26 protein-coding genes, 2 pseudogenes and 4 other annotated features are annotated in these 26,061 nt (G+C 36.9%); of the genes and pseudogenes, 19 read left to right on the top strand and 9 right to left on the bottom strand.

What is annotated here, in order from left to right:
* The first annotated feature begins 50 nt into the window (after nt 1-50).
* The 5 genes from ACW0JX_RS22300 (at nt 51) to dnaI (ending at nt 5,132) form a co-directional block, all read left to right on the top strand.
* Nucleotides 51-1,079: a glyceraldehyde-3-phosphate dehydrogenase gene (locus tag ACW0JX_RS22300; protein ID WP_000198974.1), complete on the top strand. Its 1,029-nt coding sequence runs from the start codon at nt 51-53 to the stop codon at nt 1,077-1,079.
* A 390-nt stretch (nt 1,080-1,469) separates the two neighbouring features.
* Nucleotides 1,470-1,853 carry an adenosylmethionine decarboxylase gene (speD, locus tag ACW0JX_RS22295; RefSeq protein ID WP_002003660.1) on the top strand — a complete coding sequence of 128 codons (384 nt, stop codon included), beginning with the start codon at nt 1,470-1,472 and terminating at the stop codon, nt 1,851-1,853.
* A 283-nt stretch (nt 1,854-2,136) separates the two neighbouring features.
* Nucleotides 2,137-2,598, top strand: coding sequence for a transcriptional regulator NrdR (gene nrdR, locus ACW0JX_RS22290; RefSeq protein ID WP_001203687.1), 462 nt, complete (start codon nt 2,137-2,139; stop codon nt 2,596-2,598).
* A 152-nt stretch (nt 2,599-2,750) separates the two neighbouring features.
* The gene (locus ACW0JX_RS22285; protein ID WP_000415025.1) at nt 2,751-4,160 is read left to right on the top strand and encodes a replication initiation and membrane attachment family protein; all 1,410 of its coding nucleotides are present in this window, start codon (nt 2,751-2,753) and stop codon (nt 4,158-4,160) included.
* 33 nt (nt 4,161-4,193) lie between these two features.
* Entirely contained in the window at nt 4,194-5,132 is a 939-nt protein-coding gene (dnaI, locus tag ACW0JX_RS22280) for a primosomal protein DnaI (protein WP_000400120.1), read from the top strand.
* 31 nt (nt 5,133-5,163) lie between these two features.
* Here the strand turns inward: dnaI and ACW0JX_RS22275 are convergent, their stop codons facing one another.
* Entirely contained in the window at nt 5,164-5,361 is a 198-nt protein-coding gene (locus tag ACW0JX_RS22275) for a DUF4177 domain-containing protein (RefSeq protein WP_000464454.1), read from the bottom strand.
* 235 nt (nt 5,362-5,596) lie between these two features.
* Here ACW0JX_RS22275 and ytxC point away from each other — a divergent pair, with 235 nt between their 5' ends.
* The 7 genes from ytxC to ACW0JX_RS22240 all read left to right on the top strand — a co-directional run bounded on the left by ytxC (nt 5,597) and on the right by ACW0JX_RS22240 (nt 12,316).
* Nucleotides 5,597-6,478, top strand: a complete 882-nt coding sequence (gene ytxC, locus ACW0JX_RS22270; protein ID WP_000569629.1) for a putative sporulation protein YtxC — start codon at nt 5,597-5,599, stop codon at nt 6,476-6,478.
* A 31-nt stretch (nt 6,479-6,509) separates the two neighbouring features.
* Nucleotides 6,510-6,738, top strand: a binding site (T-box leader).
* Nucleotides 6,739-6,785: 47 nt separating this feature from the next.
* Entirely contained in the window at nt 6,786-8,723 is a 1,938-nt protein-coding gene (gene thrS, locus ACW0JX_RS22265; protein WP_000786077.1) for a threonine--tRNA ligase, read from the top strand.
* A 210-nt stretch (nt 8,724-8,933) separates the two neighbouring features.
* Nucleotides 8,934-9,054 (top strand) — a sequence feature (ribosomal protein L20 leader region).
* A gap of 62 nt (nt 9,055-9,116) precedes the next feature.
* Nucleotides 9,117-9,620, top strand: a complete 504-nt coding sequence (infC, locus tag ACW0JX_RS22260) for a translation initiation factor IF-3 (RefSeq protein ID WP_000973215.1) — start codon at nt 9,117-9,119, stop codon at nt 9,618-9,620.
* A gap of 21 nt (nt 9,621-9,641) precedes the next feature.
* Nucleotides 9,642-9,842 carry a 50S ribosomal protein L35 gene (rpmI, locus tag ACW0JX_RS22255; RefSeq protein WP_001125945.1) on the top strand — a complete coding sequence of 67 codons (201 nt, stop codon included), beginning with the start codon at nt 9,642-9,644 and terminating at the stop codon, nt 9,840-9,842.
* A 37-nt stretch (nt 9,843-9,879) separates the two neighbouring features.
* Nucleotides 9,880-10,236, top strand: a complete 357-nt coding sequence (rplT, locus tag ACW0JX_RS22250; RefSeq protein ID WP_001138362.1) for a 50S ribosomal protein L20 — start codon at nt 9,880-9,882, stop codon at nt 10,234-10,236.
* Between the two features lie 432 nt (nt 10,237-10,668).
* The gene (locus ACW0JX_RS22245; protein ID WP_000365050.1) at nt 10,669-11,160 is read left to right on the top strand and encodes a dUTP diphosphatase; all 492 of its coding nucleotides are present in this window, start codon (nt 10,669-10,671) and stop codon (nt 11,158-11,160) included.
* 70 nt (nt 11,161-11,230) lie between these two features.
* Nucleotides 11,231-12,316 (top strand): M42 family metallopeptidase, encoded by a 1,086-nt coding sequence (locus tag ACW0JX_RS22240; protein WP_000163555.1) that lies wholly within the window; start codon nt 11,231-11,233, stop codon nt 12,314-12,316.
* Nucleotides 12,317-12,356: 40 nt separating this feature from the next.
* Here the strand turns inward: ACW0JX_RS22240 and ACW0JX_RS22235 are convergent, their stop codons facing one another.
* Nucleotides 12,357-12,974, bottom strand: coding sequence for a TetR/AcrR family transcriptional regulator (locus ACW0JX_RS22235; protein ID WP_000023672.1), 618 nt, complete (start codon nt 12,972-12,974; stop codon nt 12,357-12,359).
* A 297-nt stretch (nt 12,975-13,271) separates the two neighbouring features.
* Here ACW0JX_RS22235 and ACW0JX_RS22230 point away from each other — a divergent pair, with 297 nt between their 5' ends.
* Together ACW0JX_RS22230 and ACW0JX_RS22225 are read left to right on the top strand one after the other, a co-directional pair.
* Nucleotides 13,272-13,925 (top strand): HlyD family secretion protein, encoded by a 654-nt coding sequence (locus ACW0JX_RS22230; RefSeq protein ID WP_001071419.1) that lies wholly within the window; start codon nt 13,272-13,274, stop codon nt 13,923-13,925.
* Between the two features lie 12 nt (nt 13,926-13,937).
* Nucleotides 13,938-15,737, top strand: a complete 1,800-nt coding sequence (locus ACW0JX_RS22225; RefSeq protein ID WP_459245065.1) for a DHA2 family efflux MFS transporter permease subunit — start codon at nt 13,938-13,940, stop codon at nt 15,735-15,737.
* Nucleotides 15,738-15,759: 22 nt separating this feature from the next.
* Here ACW0JX_RS22225 and ACW0JX_RS22220 read toward each other — a convergent pair whose 3' ends face one another.
* The 5 genes from ACW0JX_RS22220 to sspI form a co-directional block, all read right to left on the bottom strand.
* Nucleotides 15,760-16,116, bottom strand: coding sequence for an ammonia permease (locus ACW0JX_RS22220; protein ID WP_459245064.1), 357 nt, complete (start codon nt 16,114-16,116; stop codon nt 15,760-15,762).
* 37 nt (nt 16,117-16,153) lie between these two features.
* Nucleotides 16,154-16,525 carry a DNA-binding protein gene (locus ACW0JX_RS22215; RefSeq protein WP_070179522.1) on the bottom strand — a complete coding sequence of 124 codons (372 nt, stop codon included), beginning with the start codon at nt 16,523-16,525 and terminating at the stop codon, nt 16,154-16,156.
* A gap of 187 nt (nt 16,526-16,712) precedes the next feature.
* Nucleotides 16,713-17,426 (bottom strand): CPBP family intramembrane glutamic endopeptidase, encoded by a 714-nt coding sequence (locus ACW0JX_RS22210; protein ID WP_001182112.1) that lies wholly within the window; start codon nt 17,424-17,426, stop codon nt 16,713-16,715.
* A 290-nt stretch (nt 17,427-17,716) separates the two neighbouring features.
* Complete coding sequence (locus tag ACW0JX_RS22205) at nt 17,717-18,274, bottom strand: HD domain-containing protein (RefSeq protein WP_000554803.1); 558 nt, start codon at nt 18,272-18,274, stop codon at nt 17,717-17,719.
* 176 nt (nt 18,275-18,450) lie between these two features.
* Nucleotides 18,451-18,660 carry a small acid-soluble spore protein SspI gene (gene sspI / locus ACW0JX_RS22200; protein WP_000009509.1) on the bottom strand — a complete coding sequence of 70 codons (210 nt, stop codon included), beginning with the start codon at nt 18,658-18,660 and terminating at the stop codon, nt 18,451-18,453.
* Nucleotides 18,661-18,742: 82 nt separating this feature from the next.
* On the opposite strand from sspI, the gene ACW0JX_RS22195 reads away from it, so the two are divergent.
* The 5 genes from ACW0JX_RS22195 (at nt 18,743) to ACW0JX_RS22175 (ending at nt 25,412) form a co-directional block, all read left to right on the top strand.
* Nucleotides 18,743-19,540, top strand: coding sequence for a TrmH family RNA methyltransferase (locus ACW0JX_RS22195; RefSeq protein WP_001986644.1), 798 nt, complete (start codon nt 18,743-18,745; stop codon nt 19,538-19,540).
* Nucleotides 19,541-19,588: 48 nt separating this feature from the next.
* Nucleotides 19,589-19,817, top strand: a binding site (T-box leader).
* 44 nt (nt 19,818-19,861) lie between these two features.
* A complete protein-coding gene (gene pheS / locus ACW0JX_RS22190) occupies nt 19,862-20,896 on the top strand; it encodes a phenylalanine--tRNA ligase subunit alpha (protein ID WP_000388220.1) in 1,035 nt (344 codons plus the stop codon).
* An 18-nt stretch (nt 20,897-20,914) separates the two neighbouring features.
* The gene (gene pheT, locus ACW0JX_RS22185; protein WP_459245063.1) at nt 20,915-23,335 is read left to right on the top strand and encodes a phenylalanine--tRNA ligase subunit beta; all 2,421 of its coding nucleotides are present in this window, start codon (nt 20,915-20,917) and stop codon (nt 23,333-23,335) included.
* Between the two features lie 153 nt (nt 23,336-23,488).
* Nucleotides 23,489-23,740, top strand: a binding site (T-box leader).
* A 52-nt stretch (nt 23,741-23,792) separates the two neighbouring features.
* A complete protein-coding gene (asnS, locus tag ACW0JX_RS22180; protein ID WP_406653552.1) occupies nt 23,793-25,184 on the top strand; it encodes an asparagine--tRNA ligase in 1,392 nt (463 codons plus the stop codon).
* 93 nt (nt 25,185-25,277) lie between these two features.
* Complete coding sequence (locus ACW0JX_RS22175) at nt 25,278-25,412, top strand: YuzL family protein (RefSeq protein WP_000039592.1); 135 nt, start codon at nt 25,278-25,280, stop codon at nt 25,410-25,412.
* 42 nt (nt 25,413-25,454) lie between these two features.
* Here ACW0JX_RS22175 and ACW0JX_RS22170 read toward each other — a convergent pair.
* Together ACW0JX_RS22170 and ACW0JX_RS22165 are read right to left on the bottom strand one after the other, a co-directional pair.
* Nucleotides 25,455-25,666, bottom strand: a pseudogene (locus tag ACW0JX_RS22170) (hypothetical protein).
* A gap of 52 nt (nt 25,667-25,718) precedes the next feature.
* Nucleotides 25,719-25,952: pseudogene (locus tag ACW0JX_RS22165) on the bottom strand (hypothetical protein).
* Nucleotides 25,953-26,061: the final 109 nt, after the last annotated feature.

Genomic DNA, 26,061 nt, shown 5'->3' with positions numbered 1-26,061 from the left:
ATTGGGATTGGAGATAAATAGTATAACGCATTCAAGGGGGATAACATATTATGACTCGTGTGGCAATTAATGGATTTGGACGTATTGGGAGAATGGTATTTCGTCAAGCAATAAAAGAAAGCGCATTCGAAATTGTAGCAATCAATGCAAGCTATCCATCTGAAACGTTAGCACACTTAATTAAATATGATACAGTTCATGGCAAGTTTGACGGAACAGTAGAAGCATTTGAAGATCACTTATTAGTTGATGGAAAAATGATTCGCCTTTTAAACAACCGCGATCCAAAGGAATTGCCTTGGACAGATTTAGGTGTTGAAGTTGTAATTGAAGCAACTGGTAAATTTAATTCAAAAGAAAAAGCAATTCTTCACGTTGAAGCTGGAGCGAAAAAAGTAATTTTAACAGCGCCTGGTAAAAATGAAGATGTAACAATTGTAGTTGGTGTGAACGAAGACCAATTAGATATTACAAAACATACTGTTATTTCAAATGCATCTTGTACAACAAACTGTTTAGCGCCTGTTGTGAAGGTGTTAGATGAGCAGTTTGGAATTGAAAACGGTTTAATGACGACAGTTCACGCTTATACAAATGACCAAAAAAATATTGATAACCCACATAAAGATTTAAGAAGAGCACGTGCTTGCGGACAATCAATCATTCCGACAACGACAGGTGCTGCGAAAGCGCTAGCAAAAGTTCTTCCGCACTTAAACGGAAAACTTCATGGTATGGCACTTCGTGTACCAACACCAAACGTGTCTCTTGTTGACTTAGTAGTAGATGTAAAACGCGATGTGACAGTTGAAGCTATTAATGATGCATTCAAAACTGTTGCAAACGGTGCGTTAAAAGGTATTGTAGAATTCAGCGAAGAGCCTTTAGTATCTATCGACTTTAATACAAATACACATTCAGCTATTATCGATGGTTTATCTACAATGGTAATGGGTGATCGTAAAGTGAAAGTACTTGCTTGGTATGATAACGAGTGGGGCTACTCTCGTCGTGTTGTAGATCTTGTAACGTTAGTTGTTGAAGAGTTAGCGAAACAAGAAAATGTACAACACATTTAAGTGAATAAGGGAGGAGAGGGCAAGGCAATATTTGCCCTCTTTTTTTATTTTTTTCTGAAAAGGAAAAAAATTATATAAGTATATTTTAAAAAGTGGACATACCACGAAACGTTGTGATTACTGAATTTGTGAATCGTTTATTTTTTTTAGGGAAAAGTAAAGAGGAAAATATGACAGAAAATCGAAAAAACTGTTGTTGCAAAATGAAAATAAACAAAGTATACTAACACTCGTAAACTTAAGAGCTGAGGTACGTAGTCACTACTTAAAGGGTTAGGACCTCTCTGGACTAACTTTCCCCCGTGGTAGTGGAGCAAGCCAAATTGCAAATTAGTTTTCAATTCGAACAGTTAGAATAAATTTACAAGGGGGAACTGTAGAATGGATACTATGGATACGATGGGTCGTCACGTGATCGCTGAACTTTGGGATTGCGATTTCGACAAGCTTAATGACATGCCGTATATTGAACAATTATTTGTGGATGCAGCACTAAGAGCTGGTGCTGAAGTGCGTGAGGTTGCTTTCCATAAATTTGCACCACAAGGTGTAAGTGGAGTAGTAATTATCTCAGAATCACATTTAACAATTCATAGCTTTCCGGAGCACGGTTACGCAAGTATTGATGTTTATACTTGTGGGGATCGTATTGATCCAAATGTTGCTGCAGAATATATTGCAGAAGGTTTAAACGCGAAAACGCGTGAGAGCATCGAGCTTCCTCGAGGCACTGGTAGCTTCGAAATTAAGCAGAGAGAAACAAAAGCTCTTTAAAAAAGAACATAATTGATTTAAAATGTAAAGAGGTGTATAATGCACCTCTTTTTTAGTTTATAAAAAAGGAAAAATATAACGTACTCGTTAGTTGAATACATTGGACTCTTGCAAATGAGGTAGTGCCCTATATACCATCTTATTTTTAAGTATGAGATGATAAAGTGATGCGCTGAAACTTAAAGTGGTAAGAGAGTTAGAATGAGTTATATAATATTGTATATATATTTTAGGTGAATTGAGTAGAGAAAAATAAAGAGTATAGTGTAAAGGAGTGAATGAATTGCGTTGTCCATCCTGTTCTCATAATGGTACAAGAGTGTTAGATTCGCGTCCGGTAGACGAGGGGCGCTCTATTCGAAGAAGAAGAGAGTGTGAAAGTTGTTTAAGTCGCTTTACGACCTTTGAAAGGGTAGAAGAGTCACCTCTTATCGTTGTTAAAAAAGAAGGCACACGAGAAGAGTTTAATAAAGAAAAGATTTTACGCGGTTTAATTAAAGCGTGTGAAAAAAGACCAGTATCTTTAAGACAATTAGAAGAAGTAACACAAAGCGTGGAACGTGAACTGCGTAATTTAGGTATATCAGAAGTGAAAAGTGATATGATTGGTGAAATTGTTATGGAAGAACTTCGCGATATTGATGATGTTGCTTATGTACGTTTTGCTTCTGTATATCGTCAATTTAAAGATTTAAATGTATTTATTGAAGAATTAAAAGATATACTGCAAAAAGAAAGAGAGTAGAAGTTGTATTTTATTCTCTTTACATACCGTAAGTAATAGGATAAGAGAGCTAGAAGCGAAAGCTAATAGCTCTTTTTCACTAAGAATTTATATAATGAAGATAGAAGGAATGAAGTAGAGGATAGATTGGATGAGAGAAAGGAAAAGCAAGAATGGAAAAACAGTCATGGATGGAGCTATTGCCGATTGATCGTTATAAAGTAAGTGCGAAAGGGCTACTGCATAATTACGACCGAAAAGTATTAACGATGTTGTATCAGCCGTTAATAGGTAGTAGAGCTTTTAGCTTATACATGACACTATGGGGGGAGCTAGAGCAAGATCGTGTATTTGGAAAAGAGAATACACATCATTCCCTTATGGTGACTATGCAAATGCAACTTCCTGAAATATATGAGGAACGAGTAAAGTTAGAGGCAATTGGGCTTTTGAAGGTATATATTAAGAAAGAAAAAGATATTCGAATGTTCATATATGAGTTGCAACCACCTTTATCTCCGAAGCAGTTTTTTGATGATATTGTTTTAAGTATCTTTTTATACAATCGATTGAGTCGGACAAAATATAATCAAGTAAAGCAATATTTCTTAGAAGAAGAATTTGATTTTGCTTCTTATGAAAATGTTACGCGCTCTTTCAATGATGTGTTTGGTTCGTTTAATCCAGGACAGCTTGAGCATGCGCAAGAAGACCTTCGTATTCCAAAAACGACAACTATGCCAAGTAACGAGAAGGGAGACGCTCCGAAAGTTTGGAATGATTTCTTTGATTTCTCTTTATTTGTAGATGGATTGTCCGCTCTTGTTCCTAAAAAGGCGATTACAGATCAAGTAAGAGACTGCGTTATAACACTTGCTTACGTGTATGGTGTAGATGTGTTATCGATGCAAAATATCGTTCTTGGTGCGGTGACAGAGATGCAAACAATTGATATGGAAAGGCTTAGAAAAGGAGCGCGCGATTGGTATCAATTTGAAAATGGTCAAGCATTACCGGTACTAAGTGAAAGAGTACAGCCTCATGCTGCACGTACGATGAAAGAGAAAGAGCCTTCATCACAAGAGGAGATGTTAATAAAGCAGCTAGAGGAAATCTCGCCAAAACAACTATTGAAAGAGATTTCTGGTGGTGCAGAGGCAACGAAAGCGGACTTGCAAATCGTTGAAGATGTCATGATTAATCAAAAATTGACACCAGGAGTTGTGAATGTACTTATTTATTACGTTATGCTACGCTCAGATATGAAACTTGCGAAAACGTATGTCGAGAAGATTGCTGGGCATTGGGCACGTAAAAAGGTCGGTACAGTAGCGGACGCGATGGCGTTAGCGAAAGAAGAGAACCGTCAATATCAAGAGTGGGCTGAGACGAAGAAAAAAGGCCGTACGGCGAAGAAAACGGTACGAAAAGAAATGGTGCCAGATTGGCTTAAGGAAGAAGAGCCGAAAGAACAAGAGAAAGAAACGGCGAAGAAAGATGTAAGTGTAGAAAAAGATGCAAGTACGCTAGAAGATGAACGAAAACGATTAGAAGAAGTGTTAAAAAAATATAAGCGTGATTAATAGAAGAGAATGAACGCTCTTTGAGGTGAGAAAATGGAGCATATTCAAAATTCATTTACAAAATTAATGGAAAATGAAAACTTTAAAAATAGATATGAAGTATTAAAGGCAGAAGTAATGGCGCACCCGCGTGTAAAAGAATTTATAGACGAACATAAAGGTGAAGTAACGACTTCTATGATTGAGCGCAGTCTTGTGAAGTTATATGAATATATTGGACAAAGTGTAGGTTGCGTGGATTGTCCGGATTTAGGTGCATGTAAAAATATGCTGCAAGGATACGAGCCAAAGCTTGTTATTCAAGGGAAGATGATTGATATTCAATACGATCGTTGCGTTAGAAAAGTAGCATATGACGAGAGAAAGAAATATGAAAAACTCGTTCAAAGTGTATATATGCCAACGGATATTTTACAGGCAACTATGGAAAACTTAGACCCTTCTGACTTAAATGCACGTATCGATGCAATTGGCGCAGCGAATGAATTTTTAAGTACATATGAACCAGGTAAAAAAGCACAAGGTTTATATTTGTACGGTAAATTTGGTGTAGGAAAAACGTACCTTTTAGGAGCAATTGCGAACGAGCTTGCTCGAAAGAAAATAAGTTCGATGCTCGTATACTTCCCGGAATTTTTACGTGAAATTAAAAGTTCGATTCAAGATAATTCGATTGGCGAAAAGATTGATGCGGTTAAACGCGTGCAAGTTTTAATGTTAGATGATATCGGGGCAGAAGCGATGTCGAGCTTTGTGCGTGACGATGTGCTTGGTGCAATCTTGCAATTCCGTATGTTAGAAAACTTACCGACGTTCTTTACGTCTAATTTTGATTTTAAACAATTGGAACATCATTTAACGTATACACAACGTGGTGAGGCTGAAGAAATGAAGGCAGCACGTATTATGGAACGAATTAAATATTTAGCGAAACCAATTCCAATTGGTGGGAAAAACCGTCGTCATAAGTAAAAGAGCAAGCTGAGAAGCTTGCTCTTTTGTATTATAGTGATATTTTCTTTTCAAATATGAGATCGAAATATTCAGGTTGTCCAGAACTGCCAATCGTAGGGGCAACAATCTGTACGAACCTCCAGTCATCTCTAGCATGTTCTTGAATAATTTCTTGGTAGTCTTCAGCTAGTTTTGAGCGAGTGAGCCCCCAATGAAATTCGACTTTTACGAATTTATATTCAAACATTCAGATACCTCCCTTTAGTAATAAGTAAAGTATACAATAAAAAAATTCATAGTAGCTTGTATCATTTTTTTCTCCCTCCCTTAATATATATAAAATTAGCAAGCCATATTGAGTGGATTTTCTAACGATAGGAAATGTAATTCTACTAAGAGTGAACTTCCACGGGACGGACTCTTATAGGATTTGTAACGTATAGATACAGTCCTTTAGAGCAGGGATAAAAGGGGGGACAAAAGTGATTGAAATTTGCTTCGAAGAAAAAAATGATGCTATGCACGTATATAGACAATTGCTGAAAAGAGCGGAAGTATTATATAAGGAAACGAGTGTGTATTTACAGGAACAAAAAGTGGTGATTCACATACCAGTACGTGAATCAAATTATATTGAAAAGATCTTATTGCCGGTAATGGTGTATTTTATTGTGAATGTGAAACAAAATGAGTGGATTTATACGATCTTAAAAGAAAAGTTTTTTTATGAAGAACAAGAAGAGTGTCATCAAATATTGCACATGGCACATGAGATTTTAAAGGGAAGAAGAAAAGGTGTAGCTCAGGATTTAACGCGTAACGCATTTGAGTCATATATTAAGTCTTCTTTAAATAATTGGCTTTGTGATCCGCTCTCATTCTCGTTTTCATCATATATCCGTTTTCGTCTTCGTACATATAGGGAAATGGTGGCTAAACTTGCGGAAGTGGCAATTGATGAATATAAGATGGAGCAAGAATACCAAATGTTCATTGAGACGCTTCGGCAACAAGTAAGTAGCCGTAAATCACGCTTGTCCTGCGTGCATCTTATTTTTGATGAAAGCTTTATCTTTTATGATGATAAAGGAAGACGTTTAAAACAGGAGAAGTTGGTCCAATATATAGATGAGGAATTATTAAAGCAAAATGATGTATATATTGATACGAAAGTAATTGCGCCGCTTCTTTCTATTTCGCCCAAAAAGATTTATTTATATACGAAAGAACAAGACCATAATATGATTATTACTTTGCGAAATGTGTTTCAAGAACGGGTCCAATTACATGGATTACATGATTTTGAGCGCAATGTGAAAAATTTAAAAAATAAAGGTAACGCCCTTGATTTTCTAAGTTTTTGAGCATATAATTACCTACATAAATGAAATATATCGAAATGTCATGATGAGGACATGAGTAGTTTTCTACGATTTTCAGAGAGGGAAGCCTTAGGGTGTGAGCTTCCTAGTACGGGATTATTACTTACCACCTCTAAACTTTAGCAGTGAACGGTTTTTCTAGTAATTGCTAACGGACAACACCGTTATGTTGAACTTGAGCAATTAACAATTATGTTAATTGGAACAAGGGTGGAACCACGAATTCAACACTCGTCCCTTTTTACGGGATGAGTGTTTTTTATTTTGAGAAAAAGAGGAGTGACCAGTGATGGCAGATGTAGTTAAAATTACTTTCCCTGATGGAGCTGTGAAGGAGTTTCCAAAAGGCGTAACAACTGAAGAAATCGCAGCTTCTATTAGCCCAGGCTTAAAGAAAAAAGCTGTAGCTGGAAAATTAAACGATGAGATGATCGATCTTGTTACACCAATCGAAGAAGATGGTGCAGTTTCTATTATTACATTAGATTCTGAAGATGGCTTATATATTTTACGCCATTCAACAGCCCACCTTTTAGCACAAGCGTTAAAACGTTTATATAAAGATGTTAAGCTTGAGCTTGGCATTGGTCCAGTAATTGAAAATGGCTTCTATTACGATATCGATATGGAAGAAGCAATTACAGTTGAAGACTTCAAGAAAATCGAAAAAGAAATGCAAAAAATCGTGAACGAAAACTTAGAAATCGTTCGTCATGAAGTACCACGTGCAGAAGCACTTCGTCGCTTTGAAGAAATTGGTGATGAGTTAAAATTAGATTTAATTAACGATCTTCCAGAGGATGCAGTTATTTCAATCTATGAGCAAGGCGAATTCTTCGACCTTTGCCGTGGTGTTCACCTTCCATCTACAGGGAAAATTAAAGTGTTTAAATTATTAAGCGTTGCAGGTGCTTACTGGCGCGGCGATAGCAATAATAAAATGTTACAACGTATTTACGGTACTGCATTCGTTAAGAAAGCAGAATTAGATGAGCACTTACGTATGCTTGAAGAAGCGAAAGAGCGCGATCACCGTAAATTAGGTAAAGAATTAAAACTATTTACTAATAGCCAAAAAGTAGGACAAGGTTTACCACTTTGGTTACCAAAGGGTGCAACAATTCGTCGTATTATCGAGCGTTACATCGTTGATAAAGAAGCAAGCTTAGGCTATGATCACGTATACACTCCAGTATTAGGAAGTAGAGAGTTATATGAAACTTCTGGTCACTGGAATCACTACCGTGATGGCATGTTCCCATCAATGGAAATGGATAATGAAGAATTAGTTCTTCGTCCAATGAACTGTCCTCACCATATGATGGTTTATAAAAATGATATTCACAGCTACCGTGAATTACCAATCCGTATTGCGGAACTTGGAACAATGCACCGTTATGAAATGTCAGGTGCGTTATCTGGATTACAACGTGTACGCGGAATGACTTTAAACGATGCGCACATTTTCGTTCGTCCAGATCAAATTAAAGAAGAGTTAAAACGTGTTGTAAACTTAACTCTAGAAGTGTACAAAGATTTCGGTTTAGAGAACTACTCATTCCGTCTATCTTATCGTGATCCAGCAGATACTAAAAAGTATTATGCGGATGATGAGATGTGGGAAAAAGCACAAGGTATGTTAAAAGAAGCTATGGATGAAATGGGTCTTGATTACTATGAAGCTGAAGGTGAAGCGGCATTCTACGGTCCAAAACTTGATGTTCAAGTTCGTACTGCTCTTGGAAAAGACGAAACACTTTCAACTGTACAATTAGACTTCTTACTTCCAGAACGCTTTGAATTAACTTATGTTGGCGAAGACGGTAAGCAACATCGTCCAGTTGTAATTCACCGTGGTGTTGTATCAACTATGGAACGCTTCGTAGCCTTCTTAATTGAAGAATACAAAGGTGCATTCCCAACTTGGTTAGCTCCAGTTCAAGTACAAGTAATTCCAGTTTCTCCGCAAGTACATTTAGACTATGCGAAGAAAGTACAAGACGAATTGCGTCGTGCTGGTATCCGTGTTGAATTAGACACTCGTGAAGAGAAGATCGGTTACAAAATCCGTGAAGCACAAATGCAAAAAATTCCGTACATGCTTGTAGTAGGTGATAATGAAGTAACTGAAAACGGCGTAAACGTACGTAAATATGGTGAACAAAAATCAGAAACAATCGCATTAGATGCTTTTGTTGACATGATTAAAGTAGAAGGAAAACGATAAGAAAAAGCCGCGGTATACCGCGGCTTTTCTTTGTAATATAAAAGAGAAAAACTAGAAAAAATAACCATGTAACACTTATCATAAAAAAGTATTGCAAGTATGTTAGTTGTTTGTTACAATATTTCTTGTTGTTAGTAAAACACATCGCGTCTTCTTGACAGACGTCATGTCCTATGATAAACTCATCAAGGATAATAGAATATTGTTTTGTGGAACAAGTAGAAGCACCCGCTTCTCACCTGATGGACGCATTCGCAGTTAGCAGGTAAATGTATTTCTTACTTAAGATTTTACAAGTGTGGGTGTCGTATGCCCGCACTTTTTTTGTCGGGTTCTATGACTACAAAATATGTTCTGAGAAAACCTTGGAGGTGGCTTACTATTAGCAAGGATATGATGATTAACGAGCAAATTCGTGCACGTGAAGTACGTTTAGTTGGCGCAAATGGCGATCAACTTGGAATCAAGTCTCGTAATGACGCTTTAGACTTAGCTGCAAATCTTAATCTTGATTTAGTATTAGTTGCTCCAAATGCGAAACCGCCAGTATGCCGCATTATGGACTACGGTAAATTCCGCTTTGAGCAACAGAAGAAAGAAAAAGAGCAGCGCAAAAATCAAAAAGTAATTAGCATGAAAGAAGTTCGTTTAAGTCCAACAATTGATGAACACGACTTTAACACAAAACTTCGTAATGCTATCAAGTTTTTAGAGAAAGGCGACAAGGTTAAAGCGTCAATTCGCTTTAAAGGACGTGCCATTACTCATAAAGAAATCGGTCAACGTGTTTTAGATCGCTTCTCAGAAGCTTGTGCTGAAGTTAGTACAGTTGAATCTAAGCCTAAAATGGAAGGACGCAGTATGTTCTTAGTTTTAGCACCGAAAAACGATAAGTAATAGATAGAGGAGGAAATACCTATGCCTAAACAAAAAACTCATCGCGGCGCTGCAAAGCGTTTCAAAAAGACTGGATCAGGTAAACTGAAACGTTCTCACGCTTACACAAGCCATTTATTCGCTAACAAATCTACAAAAGCTAAACGTAAACTACGTAAAGCTGGTGTAGTAAGCGCTGGTGACTTCAAACGCATTCGTCAAATGCTTGACAACTTAAAATAAGTTCGGCTGATATATAGAACAATTAGGAGGTAATATTATGCCAAGAGTAAAAGGTGGTACAGTTACTCGTCAACGTCGTAAAAAAGTAATTAAATTAGCAAAAGGTTACTACGGTTCAAAAAATACATTATTCAAGGTTGCTAACCAACAGGTTATGAAATCTCTAATGTATGCATTCCGTGACCGCCGTCAAAAGAAACGTGACTTCCGTAAATTATGGATTACACGTATCAACGCAGCAGCTCGTATGAATGGTCTTTCTTACAGCCGCTTAATGCACGGTCTTAAAAATGCTGGCATCGAAGTTAACCGCAAGATGCTTGCTGACTTAGCTGTTCATGACGAAAAAGCTTTCGCTGAATTAGCAACAGTTGCAAAAAACAACATTAACTAATTAATTAGTTGAAACCTTAGAAGAATTTTCTTCTAAGGTTTTTTGTTTGTGTTCAGAGAGAAGTTTGAAGTTCTAAAGATTAACGGATGTGTTGTTATCGATATGACAAAATCAACGTAAAAACTATAGCGATATAGAAGAATATACATATGAAGTCAGGAGAATCCTCCTGGCTTTTTTTAATTATGCACGTTTGGAAAGAAGAGTATCTTTCCTAGCCGAAACGACACTGCTATAATGGAAAGATGATATGGAACTTTCATCAGATGAACAATTTAAGAGTGATGACTGAAACGTATTTGCAAATTAAGGACAAGCTATTTTATAAAGAGGTAGATAGCTGACTTATTCATAAGAACTGAAACATAATAATGAACTTTGAGATGAAACAACATTGTTGCGTAAAATGCGATGTTGGAGGAGGACAATAGAATGGACTTACTACAACTATTTAAATTACAAAAAGAATTAGATGACCGTATTGCAAAAGAACATGACTTACAACCGAAAAAATTGTTAAAAGAAAAAATGTTAGCTCTTCTTGTAGAAATTGGTGAACTTGCAAATGAAACACGTTGTTTTAAATATTGGAGCAACAAACCAGCTTCGGAACGTGAAGTAATATTAGAAGAATACGTAGATGGTTTGCATTTTATTTTATCAATCGGAATTGATTTAGGTATTGATAAAAACTTCTTATTCTATAAATGTGCACAAACGAATAAAACACAAGTGGAAATTTTCTTAGACACATATGCGAAAGTAATTCGTTTTACAGATCAACCATCTATTACAAACTATATTGAATTATTTACGAGCTATCTTCGACTTGGACAAGCACTTGAATTTGAGCAAGAAGAGATTGAAAAAGCATATTTAGATAAAAATGAGGTAAATCATCAGCGTCAAACACAAGGATACTAATTTAATTTTTGAATATTTCAATTTAATTATTGTATAATGAATTGACTGAAGAAAAAGGAGGGTGTTGGCAATGACAAAATTAGACGCGACATTGACAATGCTAAAAGAATTAACGGATGCACGTGGTATTGCTGGTAACGAACGTGAACCACGTGAAGTAATGAAGAAATATATCGAGCCGTTTGCGGACGAACTTTCTACTGATAATTTAGGGAGTTTAGTTGCGAAAAAAGTAGGGGAAGAAAACGGTCCGAAAATTATGGTTGCAGGTCATTTAGATGAAGTTGGATTTATGATTACACAAATCGATGACAAAGGTTTCCTTCGCTTCCAAACGGTTGGTGGCTGGTGGTCACAAGTTATGCTTGCACAGCGCGTGACGATTGTAACGCGTAAAGGAGATGTAACAGGTGTAATTGGTTCAAAACCACCGCACATTTTACCTCCAGAAGCTCGTAAAAAGCCAGTTGAAATTAAAGACATGTTCATCGATATCGGTGCTTCTAGCCAAGAAGAAGCGATGGAGTGGGGCGTACGACCAGGAGATCAAGTTGTACCGTACTTTGAATTCCAAGTGATGAAGAATGAAAAAATGTTACTTGCAAAAGCGTGGGATAACCGAATCGGTTGTGCAATTGCAATTGACGTATTAAAACAACTAAAAGATGAAAAGCATCCAAACGTTGTATACGGCGTTGGAACTGTACAAGAAGAAGTTGGTCTTCGTGGTGCAAAAACATCTGCGAATTATATTAAACCAGATATCGCGTTCGCAGTAGATGTTGGTATCGCTGGAGATACACCGGGTGTAACGTCAAAAGAAGCGCAAAGTAAAATGGGCGATGGACCACAAATCATTTTATATGATGCTTCTGTTATTGGACATACAGGTTTACGTGATTTCGTAGTTGATGTTGCTGATGAATTACAAATCCCGTATCAATATGATTCAGTAGCGGGCGGAGGAACGGATGCGGGTGCGATTCACATTGCTGTAAATGGTATTCCTTCTATGGCAATTACAATTGCAACGCGCTATATCCATTCTCATGCGGCAATGTTACATCGTGATGATTATGAAAATGCAGTGAAGTTAATTGTAGAAGTTATTAAACGTCTTGATAAAGAGGCTGTACATAACATTACATTTAATTAATAGAAAAAGCGAAGGAGATTCTCCTTCGCTTTTTTATGTTTTAAAAAGGCCGTTCTAATCCCGCTGCAGTATGAGCGCCTAAAATAATTAAACGAGTTAATTGCATCGCCATAAAATGCGGGGTATATATCATTCCTCTTTTAAGCCATGACATAATCATCCCTAGATGGGCACCAGTAACATAACTAATGAGAATATCGCGTGGAACCATTAGTTTTTCATCGTTAGGTTGTGAAATAGAGAGGCTTAATGTTAAATGCGTTTGAATTGCTTTCATCATCTTATACGTATAGTTTCCGGCAGCTTTATCACCAAGCATGACGTTATAGAAGTTAGTGTTTTCTGCAATATGTTCGAACAAGGCCAAAAAACTTGGATGTGGCGAATCAAATGTTAGTTGGAAATCTTCTTTATTTCTATTTCTCGGTTTAATTACTTCAGTTAGCTTTTCTAACATTTCTTCAATGCTTTTGTCTAGTAAGTCATATTTATCGTGGTAATGGCTATAAAATGTAGCGCGGTTTACAGGAGCGCGTTCTGCAATATGTTGAACAGTAACATTTTCAAAACCTTTTTCGCCTACTAAAGCGACAAAAGCATCCTGTATGAGTTGTCTCGTCCGTTTTACACGTGGATCATTTGTATTTTTAATAGACATTTTTATTTCCCCTCGTTTAATTTTCTGTACTTAAACAACATATTGGTATTATATTGTTGTTTAAACGACATTTCATACGTAAATTGTCGGTTGTAGATTCAAAATAATTATTTATAATTATAAACGATAGTCCTTCAGAAATCAGCACCGCTCGCAGGTAGATAAATTTCGATTTACGCTGCAGATGGTGTGATTTTTTTGTTAAAAGGTTAATATAATTAACAATTAAACAATCTAAACAATAAGGACATAAATAGTTTAGAAAAAAATTATATGCGATATAAGGAGAGGAATGCAATGAATCAGTTTCGAAGAATGGTAATTATCAACATTATCACATTAATTGTACTAGTTGGCGGCGGTATTGGCGGTTATTACTATTACAATCAAACGGAAAATTACTTAAAAACAGACAATGCAAAGATTGATGGAAAGGTAATTCCGGTTGCTTCACCAGTAGCAGGTAAACTAACTGACTGGAAAGCTGAAGTAGGAAAAAATTATAATGAGAACGATAAATTAGGTACTGTTACTGTAGCGGCAGCTAATGGAGAACAAACAGTAGATGTAACAATTCCACAAAATGCAACAGTTGTACAATCAAACGCAACAACAAATGCTTTCGTTGGAGCAGGTAGCCCGATTGCTTATGCATTTGATATGAACAATTTATGGGTAACAGCAAACATTGAAGAAACAGATGTTGATGATGTTCAAAAAGGTCAAGATGTAGATGTGTATGTAGATGCATACCCAGATACAACGTTAACAGGAAAAGTAGAACAAGTTGGCTTAACAACAGCGAATACATTCTCTATGTTGCCATCAAGCAACGCAACAGCGAACTATACGAAAGTAACACAAGTAGTACCAGTTAAAATTTCTTTAGATCATAGCAAATCAGTAAATATTGTTCCTGGCATGAATGTGACAGTTCGTATTCATAAGTAAGGGGGAGATGAGATGTCCTCAATTGTAATTGCAGGATATGCACTATTTTGTATAATCGTCTTCTTCCTTGTAAATCGTCTTTTACGAAAGAAAAAAACGAAAATGGGAGAAGAACAAGTCCCAGCCGTAAGTAAAATAGAAGTAAGTAAAGTTGAAACAGAAGAGAAAGAAATTGAACGAAAGCAAGAATCGGAAATTTCTAATGTAGTTGAGTTAGAAACAGGAAAGCAAGAAGAAGTAAAACAAGAAAAAGAAGTGCCGAAAAAACAAATGTCTATGCCTGTAGAGAATGTGAACGTAAAAGCAGTTGTAGCTGTATTAATTCTCGGCATGTTCGTTTCTATTTTAAACCAAACAATCATTAACGTTGCATTACCTCCGTTAATGAATGAATTTAATGTATCAACTTCAACAGCACAATGGTTAATTACAGGCTTCATGCTTGTAAATGGTATTTTAGTACCGATTAGTGCCTTTTTAGTTTCACGATTTACGTATCGTAAATTATTCGTAGCAGCAATGTTATTCTTCACGGTAGGATCTATCATTTGTGCTACTTCAGGAAACTTTACAATGATGATGACAGGTCGCGTAATTCAAGCAGTTGGTGCGGGTATTTTAATGCCGGTTGGTATGAATATCTTTATGACGTTATTCCCGCCTCATAAACGCGGAGCGGCGATGGGATTACTAGGTGTAGCGATGATTTTAGCGCCAGCTATCGGACCAACTGTAACAGGTTGGGTGATTGAAAACTATAGCTGGAACTTAATGTTCTATGCGATGTTTATTATTGGTTTAATTATTACGTTCCTATCTTTAAAATTCTTTACACTAGCTCAGCCAGTGTCTAAAACGAAATTAGATATATTCGGTGTGGTTAGTTCAAGTATTGGACTAGGAAGCTTATTGTACGGATTTAGTGAAGCTGGAAATAATAGTTGGACTAGTGCAGAAGTCATTATTTCACTTGTTATCGGTGTAATTGGTTTAGCGTTATTTATTTGGAGAGAGTTAACAACGGACAATAAAATGCTTGATTTACAAGTATTTAAATATCCAGTATTTACTTTTACTTTAGTAATTAACGCAATCGTTACGATGGCATTATTCGGAGGTATGTTATTGCTTCCAGTATATCTGCAAAACATTCGTGGCTTTACGCCAATTGAATCTGGTTTACTACTTCTTCCAGGATCATTAATTATGGGGATCATGGGACCAGTAGCGGGTAAATTATTCGATAAATATGGCATTCGTCCATTAGCGATAATTGGATTGGCAATTACGACGTATGCGACATATGAATTTACAAAATTATCGATGGATACACCGTATAGCGTTATTATGACGGATTATATTATACGTTCAATTGGTATGTCATTCATTATGATGCCAATTATGACAGCTGGTATGAACGCGCTACCGATGAAATTAATTTCTCACGGTACAGCAACGCAAAATACGTCAAGACAAGTAGCTGGTTCAATCGGAACAGCGATTTTAATCACACTTATGACACAACAAACAACTGCTCACGTAGCAGATTACGGCAACATGTTAACAACATCAAACCCAATTTTAGTTGATAAAGTACACGGCATGGGTCAAAGCTTAGCGGCCTTAGCTGGATCAGCTCAAGCAGGAGACGCGATGAGCACACAACTATTATATGGACAAATTTCAAAGCTATCTGCAATTAACGGTATTAACGATGCCTTCTTAATTGCAACGATACTCGCAGGGATTGCTTGGGTGTTATCGTTCTTCTTACCATCAGGCAATAAACCAAATAAAAAAGCAGGGAATTAAATTCCCTGCTTTTTTGTGTTCTTTATGCAGTTAAATATAAAAGCTGGTAACCAGCTACGGAGCACAGCCCTGCTAGAAACAAAATTATCCCCATAGAACAAATACTCGATATTTGCCTGCCGCTTATAATAGCTAATAGTCCAGCTAAAGAGAAGAAGCACCAATATAAAGTTCCCGAAATTGGAACCATCCCCTCTAAATCTATTCCAGAACCTATACAAACGATAGGAACAACGATAAGTAATATGCTAATTAAACCAGCTATAATGGTAAGTGATTTACGACATTTAATACCAAAAATAATTAAAAAAATGCCAACGATGAATTCGCATACCATTAAAGTAAGAGCTAAAATCATCCAAGTTAATATTCCGAACACTTCTGTGTTACCTCCGATTTGTGAGTTTCAAAAAATATTATATATAGTATGAATCACCCACAGTCATGAGTAACCAGAAGATAACTCCTAATATACCAGCGATAAAAATAATGAATCCCATATTACGGATACTTTTAATCTTTGCTTGTAATCCACTTAATCCAGCTAATAATCCAGTTAAAGAAAATAGGGTCCAGTAAAGAGCAGTTGGAATGGGGAAGATTGTATCCATATTAATTCCTATACTTAAAAAAACAAAAGGTAGTGTGACAAAGGATAGGCTAAGTAGCCCCATTAAACCAACGAGTAATTTCCGATATTTAATTCCTGTTACTATTAAAAAAATACCACCAGCAATCCCGCATAGTAAGAGAAGTGGCGTGAAAAGCATCCAAATAACACTGAACATATGTAAACTCCTTTATATGAATTAAGTTATATTTTACTACATGAGGTTTATTTTGGATATTATTAATGAGTATATATAAATTGAAGGAAATGGGTAATAACGATACGGATTATCAAAAACGCTAACCGCAGAAGAGTTTGAAGTTATGATAAAAGAGTAAAGAGAGGTATCGCGATGATACCTCTTTTTAACTCAAGAATGCCAACATGTTATTCATAATATGAAATAACATAGCTGGAATAATGGACTTTGTTTTTTTACATAAAATGGCCATTAATAATCCCATAAAGAAAGTAATTACCATTACCCCAAGTGAGTATGTATGAGCGATACCGAAGAAGAAACTTGTTACGATGGCTGCAATCCAAAATGGAAAGCGTTCTGAGAAGAAGCGAAGTATAAAACCACGGAAAATAAGTTCTTCAAAAATGGGTGTGAGTATTGCAAAGCTGAGAAGTAATAATATTTGATATTGCTTAAAGACGTCTAAGCTTAGTGCGGAAGATTGCTGCTTTGTTGCGTCTTGGAACACATAATTTAACAAGATGTAATTGAGTATGATGTTGATAACGAAGAAAAGAAGTAAGTATACGTATGTGCGCCATTCTTTCAGTGTTTTAAAGTTAAAAGATTTTAGTAGTAATTTTTTTGCGGGTTCGAATTTAAAAATGAAGAATAACAATACAGCTAGTTGTAATACGGTACTTGCAGTATTTGCAATAGATTCATACAGGGCAACTTGTTTTTTATCTGTAAGACCTGCTGTATAAATTGTTAATGGCATTGCGAGGAACACAGTAATAAGTCCAGTTCCAAAAAAGGCGAATAAAACAGAGCTAATAAATTGTCCCCATGACATCGAGTGTTTTTGTTCATTAGAAAGCTGTGTAGCGGGTTGCATTTGTAAAATCACCTCTTTTATATTTGTATATTTAATTATAAAGTAAAATGTTTTTGAATGTAACATTTAAATATTACATATAAAGTGAAACTTTAATCATTGGGGAGGTTCATCCCCCACTGATTATCAGCCCTCACCAATCGGGCTTTTACGGGCAGTTGATTCTCCACCTAACTTCCTCGTCTTTGCTGAATTTCGAGGTGGGGATCTTACTGCCTGTTAATGCGGGATAAAGGTTTATTTTCCATAAAATAATAAAAGAGGTATCACCCTGTAGTGATGCCTCTTTCTCATTGATAACTATGTTCTGCCTTGTTATTCAATTTTGCTTGCTCTATTTGCAATTCACGCTCTACCAATCGATCTAATTGCTGAATAGCTTTAAGTGCTTTTTCATAAGAAATCGTTCTATAATGATGAGCTCCGCCTGGTTCTTCATCTGCTTCGTCTGCCCATTTAATAATGTTTTGAAGAGATGTTCTTTCAATTTCTTGTTCTACTAAGAAAGAATCTGTATGAAGAAGAATTGCGATAGAAATTTCTTTTGCTAGTTTTGGATGTTCTCCTAATCTAATAAGCAATTTATGTGCTCTTTCAGCACCTTTAATTGCATGGATATCATTCTTTTTATATAAGTCATAGTCCCATTCGCCGCCTGTGTACCACGTATGATGTCCGATATCATGAAGGAAACCGGCTTTTGTCGCAGCATCGACTGAGGCGTGATGCTTTTTGGCTAGGTGAAACGCATGGTAAGCGACAGCGATCGCGTGGACCATTCCAGAACGGTTTACGTATTTTTGTGTAATGTGATGTTTAAAAACTTGTTCAAGCGTAATACGGTGCATAAAACATTCACTCCTTTTATCTAATGATGTATACGAAGAAAAATCGATCGGTTTAAATGTATTTTGAACATTGTACTCCATCATAGTTCGTTAGTAAAGTAGAAATGTTTAGGAGAAGAAAAATTTTTTTCGTAAAAAAATCACCTTAGCTTATGCGAAGGTGATTTTCAAATTGCTTATTTTTTTAATCCTTGCTCTAGTGTTTCTAACATTTCGTGCTTTTCATTTTCATCAGCGTTTTTCCAAATGACTTCAAATAAAACGCCAAGACCTGGAAGCATTTTTTCTTCACCGCTTTGAATTGCATCGACAATTGTTTCTTGTAATTGATCTTGTGAATTACCAGATACATTCGCTAATACGGCACCGCGTAAATTAAAACTCATTGCTTTCACCTCTTCTTCAGAATTGAAACTGACGTTAGTTTTTGTTCTTTTTTATGTAAATATGTATGAAAAATAGGCTATAATGATAAGACAAGAAGAGAGGGAAATACATATTATGAAAAACATTGATTCAGTACAAAATCCGCGTGTAAAGCAGTGGAAAAAGCTGCAAACGAAAAAAGAACGCGATAAAAAAGGTTTATTTTTTGTAGAAGGATTTCACTTAGTCGAGGAAGCTCTGAAGGCAGGAATTGTAACAGAACTTATCGTTTCAGATCAGACAGACCTTCCGAAAGATTGGACAGTTAATGATGTGGAAATGTATATCGTGCCTGAGGCGATTGTAAAAATACTTCGTGAAACAGAAACGACGCAAGGTGTATTTGCTGTTTGTGAGAAGCATGAGAAAGAAGTAGCTCTTACTGATGGGAAATTCCTTTTATTAGATGGCCTGCAAGACCCAGGTAATTTAGGAACAATTATTCGTACAGCTGATGCAGCTGGTATTCACGCCGTTGTGCTTGGAGAAGGTTGTGTTGATGTTTACAATAGTAAAGTACTCCGCTCTACACAAGGCTCTATTTTCCACTTACCAATTGTAAAAGGGAACTTAGAAGAATGGGTAGACAAGTTAAAAGAAAATAACGTTCCTGTATATGGAACAGCTCTTGAAAATGGAGTTCCGTATGGTGAAGTAACTCCGGCTGGAAGTTTTGCATTAATTGTTGGAAATGAAGGAAATGGCGTACGCCAAGAAATTCTTGCAAAAACGGATCAAAACTTGTATATTCCGATTTACGGTGGGGCAGAATCATTAAATGTTGCGGTTGCAGCAGGGATTTTAACGTATTATTTGCAAAGCCCGGTTGCGAACAAATAAAAAACTTCTTATAATAAGTTGAAGTACATTATATTAAAAGTTAAATAACGAAAAACGTTGATAGAGAAGAGTAGCTTACAAAATCGCCATATAGGGAGAGAGTGCCGTAGACTGAAAGCATTCTTATGGTAGACGGAAGTGAATTCACCTCTGGAGTTGACGCCAGGACCATGTATATGTAAAGGCGTTCCGGTCAGAATTGATCGTTATAACTAATGAGTGGGCAGACTTGTTCTGTCAATTTAGGGTGGTACCGCGAATTTACCTCGTCCCTTTTTGGGAGCGAGGTTTTTTTATTTTTAAAATTAGGAGGGTTCCAAAATGGAAGCACGTTTAAAAGAGCTAAAGCAAAAAGCGTTAGAGCTTATTGAAGAAGCGAAAGAGCTAAAGGGCTTAAACGACGTACGCGTAGCGTATTTAGGAAAAAAAGGTCCAATTACAGAAGTATTACGCGGCATGGGAAAATTATCAGCGGAAGAGCGTCCACGTATGGGAGCATTAGTAAATGAAGTACGTGAAGCGATTCAAACGCGTCTAGAAGACAAAATTGGTAACTTAGAAAAAGCAGTAATTGAAGCGAAATTAGCTACGGAAACAATTGATGTTACATTACCAGGTCGTCCTGTTGAAACAGGTTGTCACCATCCGTTAACAGCTGTTGTTGAACAAATTGAAGATGTATTCATCGGTATGGGTTATGAAGTAGCTGAAGGAACAGAAGTAGAAAAAGACTACTACAACTTCGAAGCACTAAACTTACCGAAAGATCACCCAGCACGTGACATGCAAGATACATTCTACATTACAGAAGAAACGTTACTACGTACACATACATCTTCTGTGCAAGCACGTACGATGGAAAATAATAAAGAAAAAGGCCCAATCAAAATTATCTGTCCTGGTAAAGTATATCGCCGCGATGATGATGATGCGACGCATTCACATCAGTTCATGCAAATTGAAGGTCTTGTAATTGATAAAAACATTCGTATGAGTGACTTAAAAGGTACACTGCAAGTATTCGTGAAAAAGATGTTCGGTGAAGATCGTGAAATCCGTCTTCGTCCAAGTTTCTTCCCATTCACAGAGCCATCTGTAGAGATGGATATTTCTTGTATGATGTGTCATGGCAAAGGTTGCGGCACTTGTAAAGGAACTGGCTGGATTGAAATTTTAGGCGCAGGTATGGTTCACCCGAACGTACTTGAAATGGCTGGTTATGATTCAAAAGAATATCAAGGTTTCGCATTCGGTATGGGCGCAGAGCGTATCGCAATGTTGAAATACGGCGTAGATGACATTCGTCATTTCTATACAAATGATGTACGTTTCCTACAACAATTCAAACGAGCGTAAGGGAAGGAGAGGATAAATATGTTCGTATCATATCGTTGGTTACAAGAGTATGTAGATATTAAAGATGTAACAGCACAAGAACTAGCAGATAAAATCACGAAAAGTGGTATTGAAGTAGAAGGCGTTGAATTATTAAATAAAGGTGTAAAAGGTGTTGTAGTTGGTCACGTATTAGAATGTGAAAAACACCCAGAAGCTGATAAATTAAGCAAATGCTTAATCGATATCGGTGAAGAAGAGCCAGTTCAAATTATTTGTGGAGCTGCTAATATTGCAAAAGGTTTAAAAGTACCAGTTGCAAAAGTTGGTGCTGTACTTCCTGGTAACTTCAAAATTAAAAAAGCAAAACTACGTGGTGAAGCTTCTCACGGTATGGTTTGTGCTCTTCAAGAGCTTGGCATTGATGGAAAGTTAGTTTCAAAAGAATATGCAGATGGTATCTTCATCTTCCCAAGTGACGCTGAAGTTGGTGCAGATGCACTTGAAATTTTAAACTTACACGATGAAGTACTTGAGCTTGGTTTAACACCAAACCGTGCAGATTGCTTAAACATGTTAGGTGTTGCATATGAAGTGGCTGCTATTTACGGCCGAGAAGTAAAACTTCCAGCTATCGAATTACAAGAAACAGCAGAAAAAACTTCTGATTATATTTCTGTAAATGTAGAAGCGAAAGAAGAAAACCCATTATACATTGCAAAAATGGTTAAAAACGTAAAGATTGGTCCATCACCAATGTGGATGCAAACTCGCCTTATGGCAGCTGGCATTCGTCCAATTAGCAACGTAGTTGATATTACAAACTACATTTTAATGGAATACGGTCAACCGTTACATGCATTCGATTACGATAAATTAGGTTCAAAAGAAATCGTTGTTCGTCTTGCAAAAGAAGGCGAAAAAATTGAAACGTTAGATGATCAAGAGCGTACATTACAAAGCCACCACCTTGTAATTACAAACGGAACAAAAGCTTTAGCTGTTGCTGGTGTAATGGGCGGAGCGGATTCTGAAGTTACAAATGAGACAGTAAACGTTCTAATTGAGTCTGCATACTTTGCAGGTCAAACAGTGCGTCGTACATCAAAAGACTTAGGTCTTCGTAGTGAATCAAGTGCACGTTTCGAAAAAGGAATCGACCCAACACGTACATTTGAAGCAATTCAACACGCAGCTGCTTTAATGGCGAAATATGCTGGCGGTGAAGCACTTGAAGGTGTAGTAGAAGCTGACAACTTACAAGTACAAGAGCGTACAGTATCTGTTACTGCTGAAAAAGTAAACCGTGTATTAGGTACAAATATTTCTGCGAGTGAAATGGGTACAATGTTTACAAACTTGAAATTCCCATTCACAGAAGTAGAAGGAACATTCCATGTAAATGTACCAGCACGTCGTCCTGATATTACAATTTCAGAAGACTTAGTAGAAGAAGTGGGCCGTCTATACGGTTATGACCACATTCCAGTTACATTACCTTCTGGAACGATGACTCGTGGTAAATTAACATCAGCACAAACGAAACGTCGTAAAGTACGTCGCTTCTTAGAGGGTGCTGGTTTATATGAAGCAATCACGTATTCATTAACAAGCGCTGACAAAGCGAAACAATACATGGTTGAGCCAAACGAAAAAGCACCTGTAAACCTTGCGCTTCCAATGAGCGAAGAGCGTAGCCAACTTCGTTTAAGCTTAGTGCCACAATTGCTAGAAGCAGTTTCATACAATGTTGCTCGTAAAAACGACAGCGTTGCTTTATACGAAGTAGGTTCTATCTTCTTACCAACAGAAGCAGGAGAACTTCCGAAAGAAGAACAACACCTTGCAGGTGTTATGACAGGTCTTGCCCTTCACCATGCATGGCAAGGTGAGAAGAAAGTAGTAGACTTCTTCGTTATGAAAGGTGTACTAGAAGGACTATTTGACGTACTTGGCGTTTCAAACCAAATCACATATGCACCAGCAAAACGTGAAGGTATGCACCCAGGCCGTACAGCTGACATCGTATTAGATGGCGAAGTAATTGGTTTCATCGGTCAATTGCACCCAGAAGCAGAAAAACAATTAGATGTGAAAAATACATTCGTATTTGAACTATCTCTTGTAAAAGTATTCGGTGCAGACGCTGAAGAAACTTACTACTCAGCAATTCCGCGTTTCCCATCTATGACACGTGACATGGCTGTTGTAGTAACAAAAGAAACAAAAGCTGGTGAAATGAAGCAAGTCATTGCTGAAGCTGGCGGAGAACTTCTGAAAGACGTAACACTATTCGACTTATACGAAGGTGAAAAAATGGAAGAAGGCAAGAAATCACTTGCATTCTCTATGACTTACTTCGATGCAGAACGTACGTTAACAGACGAAGAAGTAACAGAAGCACATAACCGTGTATTAACAACGGTAGAAGAGAAATTTGGTGCGGAGTTACGTAAGTAATTAGAAAATTGCCGGATTCATTCCGGCAATTTTTTTATTGCACAATCGTCGAAAGATGTCGGAAAGTCGATATATTACAAAAATCGCTTATATATTTTCTGGCATCTTGCATCTTTCTCTCGAATGTAGTACATTAATTTTAGTTTAACAAAATGAAAGACGATGATAAGGAAAAGTAGTATATACTATAATCCAAAGCGAGTCAGGGGCGGTGAGAGCCTGATGAGGCGGTATATGTGAAGAACACCTTGGAGTTGCTAACCGAAATTGAATCTTGTATTCAAGAGTAGACTTAGACGGGAATCCGGCCTGTTACAAACCGGGAAGTATGTATTACATACGAGTTAAAGTTGGTCTTTATGACAAATTGGGTGGTACCGCGAAGTTTAACCTTTCGTCCCTTTATGGATGAAAGGTTTTTTTGTATTTAAATATATCAGCAAAGGAGAATTTCACTATGGAAAACACATTAGTAAAAAGTCTGTATAGAGATACAGAAAAGTATGCAGGTCAAACAGTACAAGTATCAGGGTGGATTCGTAACTTACGTGATTCAAAAGCATTTGGTTTCATCGAATTAAACGACGGTAGCTTCTTCAAAAGCGTTCAAATCGTTTTCGATACAGAATTAGAGAACTTTAAAGAAATTGCAAAGCTTCCACTTAGCTCTTCAGTGAAAGTAGAAGGTAAAGTAATTGCAACGCCTGGGGCGAAGCAACCATTTGAAATTAAAGCAGAAAAAATTGATATCGAGGGCTTATCAGATTCTGATTACCCACTTCAAAAGAAGCGTCATACGTTTGAATACTTACGTACAATCGCTCACTTACGTCCAAGAACAAATGCATTCTCTGCAACGTTCCGCGTACGTTCTATCGCAGCATTTGCGATTCACCAGTTCTTCCAAGAGCGTGGATTTGTACATGTTCACACACCAATCATCACTGGTAGTGATACAGAAGGTGCTGGCGAAATGTTCCGCGTAACAACACAAGATTTAAACAACGTACCAAAAGATGAAGACGGACAAGTTGATGAATCAAAAGACTTCTTCGGTAAAGAAACAAACTTAACAGTAAGTGGACAGCTGAACGCTGAAGCGTATGCATTAGCATTCCGTGATGTATATACATTTGGACCTACATTCCGTGCGGAAAACTCAAACACAACTCGCCACGCTGCTGAGTTCTGGATGGTTGAGCCTGAGATTGCATTCGCTGAGTTAGGCGATGTAATGGATCTTACAGAAGATATGCTGAAATATGCAATGAAATATGTATTAGAGCATGCACCAGAAGAAATGGACTTCTTCAACAGTTTCGTTGATAAAACAGTTCTAGAGCGTATGAACAACGTGATTAACTCTGACTTCGGTCGCATCACATATACAGAAGCAATTAAAGTACTTCAAGAATCAGGTGCTGACTTCAAATACCCAGTAGAATGGGGTATTGACTTACAAACAGAGCATGAAAGATACTTATCAGAAGAGATCTTCAAACGCCCTGTATTCGTAACTGACTACCCGAAAGACATTAAAGCGTTCTACATGCGTATGAATGAAGATGGAAAAACAGTAGCTGCTACTGACCTTCTAGTTCCTGGCATCGGCGAATTAATCGGCGGAAGTCAACGTGAAGAAAGAATGGACGTTTTAGTAGACAGAATTAAAGAATTAGGTATGAACGAAGAGGACTACTGGTGGTACTTAGAACTTAGAAAATACGGCGGTACAAAACACGCTGGATTCGGTCTAGGTTTCGAGCGCTTCCTAATGTACATCACTGGTATGGCTAACATCCGTGACGTAATTCCATTCCCAAGAACTCCAGGTTCTTCTGAGTTCTAAAATATGAAAAAAGCGAGAGGATTTCCTCTCGCTTTTTTGTTTGCATAGTTTATGACCCCGTAGCAAAAAGTAACGCGAAGGGGTGAGTATAAAATGAGTAAAAAAGTGAAGAAAGATCATTCAAGGTCAAGCCTTGGTTCTCCAGAAGTAGAAGGACAAGGAACGACGACGCATGAAACAGGTTCACATAAAGTACCTTCATCAAATAAGAAGCAGAAACGAAGCTAACATAAAAAAGGAGAGTCTTGGCGACTCTCCTTTTTTCATGTATTACATCTTCTTATCGTTAATTTCTTTTGTAATGTTATCGACATCTTTGTCTAATCGATCGAAATAGAAAAACCACAGTAAACTTATGAACACGTAATAGATGGCCATAACGCTAAGGCTATCAGATATGTTTCCAATGTGGATTTAGTAGTGAAGAAAGTGCCCCAAACAGTAGAAATAATGAAGTAAGAAAGTGGACCTACGATGTGTATGAAAACATATAATAATTTTTAAACTTTCACAGCGTCCATATGAATTCCCTCCTTATGTAAACAATCCTTTTCTTCTAATTATGAATTCAAATTCCTCAGAGAAGTGTTGTAGCTTGTTGTGCATCGTGTTTCACGATAAATTTTCGAATCCGAAAATTTAATAGGAATGATCTACCATATCTTTCGATTAAATTTTGGAACTCCTGTTGCTCACTTAATAGTTGGATATTCTCTCTAATTTTGAATTGTCTTTCATGGGATTACCTAGTAAGATGTTTAGAATCATTTATAGAAATAGTAATAGGAATTATCTTCTTTAATTTTAATAATATGTATATTTATGTTGTGACATAATTACAAGGACAATAGTAGGGTGAAACAAAAAACAGGAGTTT

Source organism: Bacillus sp. C-3-6, from assembly GCF_054509685.1.
The sequence above is the reverse complement of the archived record's forward strand: the minus strand, read 5'-3'. Positions and strand labels throughout refer to the sequence as shown.

What these genes read in the sequence shown, in the direction of transcription:
- asnS (WP_406653552.1), top strand. Translation starts at nt 23,793, where the DNA reads ATGGAAAACACATTAGTAAAAAGTCTGTATAGAGATACAGAAAAGTAT.
- ACW0JX_RS22300 (WP_000198974.1), top strand. Translation starts at nt 51, where the DNA reads ATGACTCGTGTGGCAATTAATGGATTTGGACGTATTGGGAGAATGGTA.
- rpmI (WP_001125945.1), top strand. Translation starts at nt 9,642, where the DNA reads ATGCCTAAACAAAAAACTCATCGCGGCGCTGCAAAGCGTTTCAAAAAG.
- ACW0JX_RS22225 (WP_459245065.1), top strand. Translation starts at nt 13,938, where the DNA reads ATGTCCTCAATTGTAATTGCAGGATATGCACTATTTTGTATAATCGTC.
- ACW0JX_RS22285 (WP_000415025.1), top strand. Translation starts at nt 2,751, where the DNA reads ATGGAAAAACAGTCATGGATGGAGCTATTGCCGATTGATCGTTATAAA.
- ACW0JX_RS22195 (WP_001986644.1), top strand. Translation starts at nt 18,743, where the DNA reads ATGATAAGACAAGAAGAGAGGGAAATACATATTATGAAAAACATTGAT.
- thrS (WP_000786077.1), top strand. Translation starts at nt 6,786, where the DNA reads ATGGCAGATGTAGTTAAAATTACTTTCCCTGATGGAGCTGTGAAGGAG.
- ACW0JX_RS22235 (WP_000023672.1), bottom strand. Translation starts at nt 12,974, where the DNA reads ATGTCTATTAAAAATACAAATGATCCACGTGTAAAACGGACGAGACAA.
- sspI (WP_000009509.1), bottom strand. Translation starts at nt 18,660, where the DNA reads ATGAGTTTTAATTTACGCGGTGCCGTATTAGCGAATGTATCTGGTAAT.
- ACW0JX_RS22215 (WP_070179522.1), bottom strand. Translation starts at nt 16,525, where the DNA reads ATGTTCAGTGTTATTTGGATGCTTTTCACGCCACTTCTCTTACTATGC.
- pheS (WP_000388220.1), top strand. Translation starts at nt 19,862, where the DNA reads ATGGAAGCACGTTTAAAAGAGCTAAAGCAAAAAGCGTTAGAGCTTATT.
- ACW0JX_RS22230 (WP_001071419.1), top strand. Translation starts at nt 13,272, where the DNA reads ATGAATCAGTTTCGAAGAATGGTAATTATCAACATTATCACATTAATT.
- dnaI (WP_000400120.1), top strand. Translation starts at nt 4,194, where the DNA reads ATGGAGCATATTCAAAATTCATTTACAAAATTAATGGAAAATGAAAAC.
- ACW0JX_RS22240 (WP_000163555.1), top strand. Translation starts at nt 11,231, where the DNA reads ATGACAAAATTAGACGCGACATTGACAATGCTAAAAGAATTAACGGAT.
- pheT (WP_459245063.1), top strand. Translation starts at nt 20,915, where the DNA reads ATGTTCGTATCATATCGTTGGTTACAAGAGTATGTAGATATTAAAGAT.
- rplT (WP_001138362.1), top strand. Translation starts at nt 9,880, where the DNA reads ATGCCAAGAGTAAAAGGTGGTACAGTTACTCGTCAACGTCGTAAAAAA.
- ACW0JX_RS22245 (WP_000365050.1), top strand. Translation starts at nt 10,669, where the DNA reads ATGGACTTACTACAACTATTTAAATTACAAAAAGAATTAGATGACCGT.
- ACW0JX_RS22175 (WP_000039592.1), top strand. Translation starts at nt 25,278, where the DNA reads ATGAGTAAAAAAGTGAAGAAAGATCATTCAAGGTCAAGCCTTGGTTCT.
- infC (WP_000973215.1), top strand. Translation starts at nt 9,117, where the DNA reads ATGATGATTAACGAGCAAATTCGTGCACGTGAAGTACGTTTAGTTGGC.
- ACW0JX_RS22275 (WP_000464454.1), bottom strand. Translation starts at nt 5,361, where the DNA reads ATGTTTGAATATAAATTCGTAAAAGTCGAATTTCATTGGGGGCTCACT.
- ACW0JX_RS22205 (WP_000554803.1), bottom strand. Translation starts at nt 18,274, where the DNA reads ATGCACCGTATTACGCTTGAACAAGTTTTTAAACATCACATTACACAA.
- ACW0JX_RS22210 (WP_001182112.1), bottom strand. Translation starts at nt 17,426, where the DNA reads ATGCAACCCGCTACACAGCTTTCTAATGAACAAAAACACTCGATGTCA.
- speD (WP_002003660.1), top strand. Translation starts at nt 1,470, where the DNA reads ATGGATACGATGGGTCGTCACGTGATCGCTGAACTTTGGGATTGCGAT.